Source organism: Nocardiopsis sp. RV163, assembly GCF_001029525.1.
Taxonomy (GTDB): domain Bacteria; phylum Actinomycetota; class Actinomycetes; order Streptosporangiales; family Streptosporangiaceae; genus Nocardiopsis; species Nocardiopsis dassonvillei.
On record NZ_LEKI01000285.1, the window covers coordinates 1 to 3,528 of the forward strand.

The 3,528-nt window shown below is 73.1% G+C and carries 3 protein-coding genes, 1 pseudogene and 1 riboswitch; of the genes and pseudogenes, 1 reads left to right on the top strand and 3 read right to left on the bottom strand.

Translation table 11 applies throughout. The annotated features are described in order from the left end of the window. Positions 1-44: 44 nt before the first annotated feature. The 3 genes from ABD54_RS26010 to rpe all read right to left on the bottom strand — a co-directional run bounded on the left by ABD54_RS26010 (position 45) and on the right by rpe (position 2,995). Positions 45-677, bottom strand: coding sequence for a riboflavin synthase (locus ABD54_RS26010; RefSeq protein WP_047872188.1), 633 nt, complete (start codon positions 675-677; stop codon positions 45-47). 119 nt (positions 678-796) lie between these two features. Next, positions 797-927: riboswitch (FMN riboswitch) on the bottom strand. 153 nt (positions 928-1,080) lie between these two features. Then, the gene (locus tag ABD54_RS26015) at positions 1,081-2,103 is read right to left on the bottom strand and encodes a phosphatase PAP2 family protein (protein WP_235432207.1); all 1,023 of its coding nucleotides are present in this window, start codon (positions 2,101-2,103) and stop codon (positions 1,081-1,083) included. Positions 2,104-2,323: 220 nt separating this feature from the next. Beyond that, on the bottom strand, positions 2,324-2,995 hold the full coding sequence (gene rpe, locus ABD54_RS26020) for a ribulose-phosphate 3-epimerase (RefSeq protein WP_047872189.1): 672 nt from the start codon (positions 2,993-2,995) through the stop codon (positions 2,324-2,326). A 286-nt stretch (positions 2,996-3,281) separates the two neighbouring features. Between rpe and ABD54_RS26025 the strand changes: the two are divergent. After that, positions 3,282-3,528, top strand: a pseudogene (locus ABD54_RS26025) (hypothetical protein); the annotation flags it as partial.

The window sequence follows — 3,528 nt, forward strand, 5'->3', positions numbered from 1 at the left end:
GATCCGCCCCCGCGGGTCCGCCCCCTCTGGCCGTGCGCGACCGCTCACGCCCGAGGGCGGATCGCCGCCACGGCGGTGATGCGCTCGACGTACTTGGCGATGACGTCCACCTCGACGTTCACGGTGGCACCGGCGGCCAGACCGCCCAGGGTCGTCGCCCGCAGGGTCTCGGGAATCAGGCTGACCTCGAAGAACTCCTGATCGGCCCCGGGCTCGCTGACCGCGGAGACGGTGAGGCTGGTGCCGTCGACGGTGATCGAGCCCTTCTCGACCACGTACGGCGACAGGTGGGCGGGCAGTCCGAAACGCAGAACGTCCCAGTTGTCGCCGGGATTCCGGGAGACCAGGGCGGCGGTGCCGTCGACGTGGCCCTGGACGATGTGGCCGCCCAGGCGACCGTCGGCGCGGGCCGCGCGTTCGAGGTTGACGCGGGAGCCCGGAACCAGACCCCCGAGGCTGGAGCGGTCCAGCGACTCCTTCATGACGTCGGCGGTGAAGGTGCCCCCGCCCCGGTCGACCACGGTCAGGCACACGCCGTTGACCGCGATGGAGTCGCCGTGCGCGGCGTCCGAGCTGACCAGGGGGCCCCGGACGGTGAGCAGTACGGCCTCACCCGTGGTGCCCGCGGCCTGGATGGAGACGACCTCGCCGAGTTCCTCGACGATTCCGGTGAACACGCCCTTGCCTTCCCTTCGCCTGGTGGCTCCGGGGTGGGGGGAGGCGTGGAGAAGGGTCCACGAACAGGACGGCGCCGCGGCCGCGCGTCAGCGGACGCGGGCGGCGAGGGGCCGTCCCGACACGTACTGCCTCCCATCCGGACTTTCACCGTCGGTACCGGAATTCCACCGGTTCAACCGGCCGATGGACTCGGCCGGGTCGCGGACTGTCACCGCCGGTTCGGAATTACACCGACCCCGGAGCACGTGTTGAACTTGCTGGTACGGATCCTAACCCCTCGTCAACAGGAGCGCCTAGCCGGTGTGACGCGAATCATCGGCCCCCACCGCCGTCGGCCGGGAGGGCGCACGCGCGGACGGGCGCACCGGCGGGCGTGTCGCCGCGACCGCGCACCCCGCCGGTTCAGGGGACCCAGGCCGCGGCCCCGGGCCGGGCGGCCAGACCGCTGCGGACGAAGGCCTCCGGGGCCAGGAAGGAGGCCCAGAAGGTGATCGCGCCGTAGGCGGCGAAGGACACGGCGGCGTCGGCGAGCCCGCCCAGGTGGCCGAAGAGCACGCTCACGAACACCTGCACCAGCACGATCACCGAGGCGCCCAGCACGAAGCGGGCGGCCCGGGAGGCCAGGGTGCCCCCGGCGCTGTACCAGCCGCGCCGGGCGAGCAGGGTGAAGCCCACCAGCCCGCCCAGCAGGGTTCCGGCCACGGTGTACAGACCGGTGAGGGTCTCACCGGCCGGGTCGGCGGGGACCGCGCCGATCCACTCCTGGGGGACCGTCCAGTCACCGCGCACCAGAAGCTGCCACACGGTGGCCGCCAGGCAGGGCACCAGGGCGGCGGCCAGGGCGCAGCCCACCCAGCGGGCGGTGCTCAGCCCCAGCCACCAGGCGGTGACGCGCTCCTCCCAGCGCAGGACCGCCCACAGCAGGGCGGCGCCCAGCACCAGCCCGGCCACGACGTCGCTGACGAAGTGCGCACCCAGGTGGATACGCGAGAGCGAGACGAGCGCGATGACCGCGACCGCCGCCCACAGCACGGCGCGGCGGCCGGACCTGATGCCGAGGTAGCCCCAGGTGACGGTGGCGCCCTGGGTGTGCCCGGAGGGGATCCCGAAGCTGTCCGAACTCGTGTGGGCCGTGACGCGGGCGTCGAACCAGGGGGGCCGGGCCCCGTAGAGCAGGGACTTGAAAAGCTGGTTGACCACGCCGGAGCAGGCCACCACGACGAACAGGCGCGCCCCCAGGCCGGGGTTGACGCACCAGAAGACCAGGGTGAGGGCGAGGATGACGAGCGTGTGGGAGCCCAGGTGGGTGACCAGGGCCAGCGGGTGGGCGAGCCAGTCCCCCAGTCCCTGGAGCCAGAGGATGGGGACGGTCTCCGCCTCCCACAGCGCGTCCATGGCCAGGTGCTGGGCGGTCCAAGCGTTCAACGCGTACTCCCGGGGGTCCGCGCCCGGCAACGCGCTCACGCCGCGCCGCTCCCCCGCACGCGCGAAGGCGGAGGGGAAGACGGAGCCGCGGCCAAGCGAGATCGACGACTACGAGTCGCACAGCCTAGGGGGAGGCGCCGGGCGGTGCCAGCGAAGGGCGGAACCGTGTCGGGATCGTTGCGCGGACGGACGTTCGGTTGCGAGGGTCGGGGCTCCGGGGTCAGGCCCTGGCGGCGGCCCCGGTGGCGAGGGCGCGCAGGGACTCCACGGCCTTGGCCGGGTCCTGGGCCCCGTAGACGGCCGAACCGGCGACGAAGACGTCTGCTCCGGCCTCGGCGGCCCGCTCGATGGTCTCGTCGCTGACGCCGCCGTCGACCTGGAGCCAGACGGAGGCCTCGCGGCTGTCGAGGATCTCGCGGGCGCGGCGGATCTTGGGCAGGACCACGTCGAGGAACTTCTGTCCGCCGAAGCCGGGTTCGACGGTCATGAGCAGGAGCATGTCCATCTCGCCGACGAGGTCGGAGTAGGGCTCGACGGGCTCTGCGGGGTTGAGGGCCAGGCCCGCGCGGGCGCCGAGGCGGCGGATCTCGCGCAGCGTGCGCACGGGGGCCCCGGCGGCCTTGGCGTGGATGGTGACGCTGCCCGCGCCCGCTTCGGCGTAGGCGGGGGCCCAGCGATCGGGCTCCTCGATCATCAGGTGGCAGTCCAGGGGGGTGTCGGTCGCCTTGAGCAGGGACTCCACGATGGGCAGGCCGAGCGTCAGGTTCGGGACGAAGTGGTTGTCCATCACGTCGACGTGGAGCCAGTCGGCGGACGGGGACACGGCGGCCGCTTCGTCGGCGAGGTGCGCGAAGTCGGCGCTCAGGATGCTGGGTGAGATCTGGATGGCCACGCGTGCAGTGTAGCCACGGCGTTAGGGGGCGGGTGGTCCGGGTGCGGGGCCCGGAACTGCGGGAACGTGCGGAGATTTTTCCTCTTCCACCACTGTCGGGGGTGTTTTCACGTCGGATCTTTACGACGTAGATCACAAATCGCTCTTTTCGGACATGAGGAGTGGCCGAGAGGAGTGGGGGGAGGGTGCCCGCGCGCACCGGGCACGGCCCCCGGGGAGGTGGGGCCCGTGCCGGGTGCCGTGGCGGGCTCCCGAGCGCAGTGGCGGCCGGGAGGACGGAAGGTCCATGAACGAGGACACCGAGGCAGGGCTGGGCGTGGTCTGCGGGCACGCCCGCGACATCCGGGACCGGCTGGAACCGGTGCCCGGCGGCCCCGCTCTGGTCGACGCGGTGCTCGGGGCCGCGCGGGGCGGCGGGGACGCGTCGGCGGAGCTGGCCGGGCTCCAGGAGGCCTTGGTCGCCCTCGACGGGCGCGGACTGTCCGCCCACGCCGACGGAGTGCGCCTGGTGGGTTCGGGGGGCGCGGCGGTGG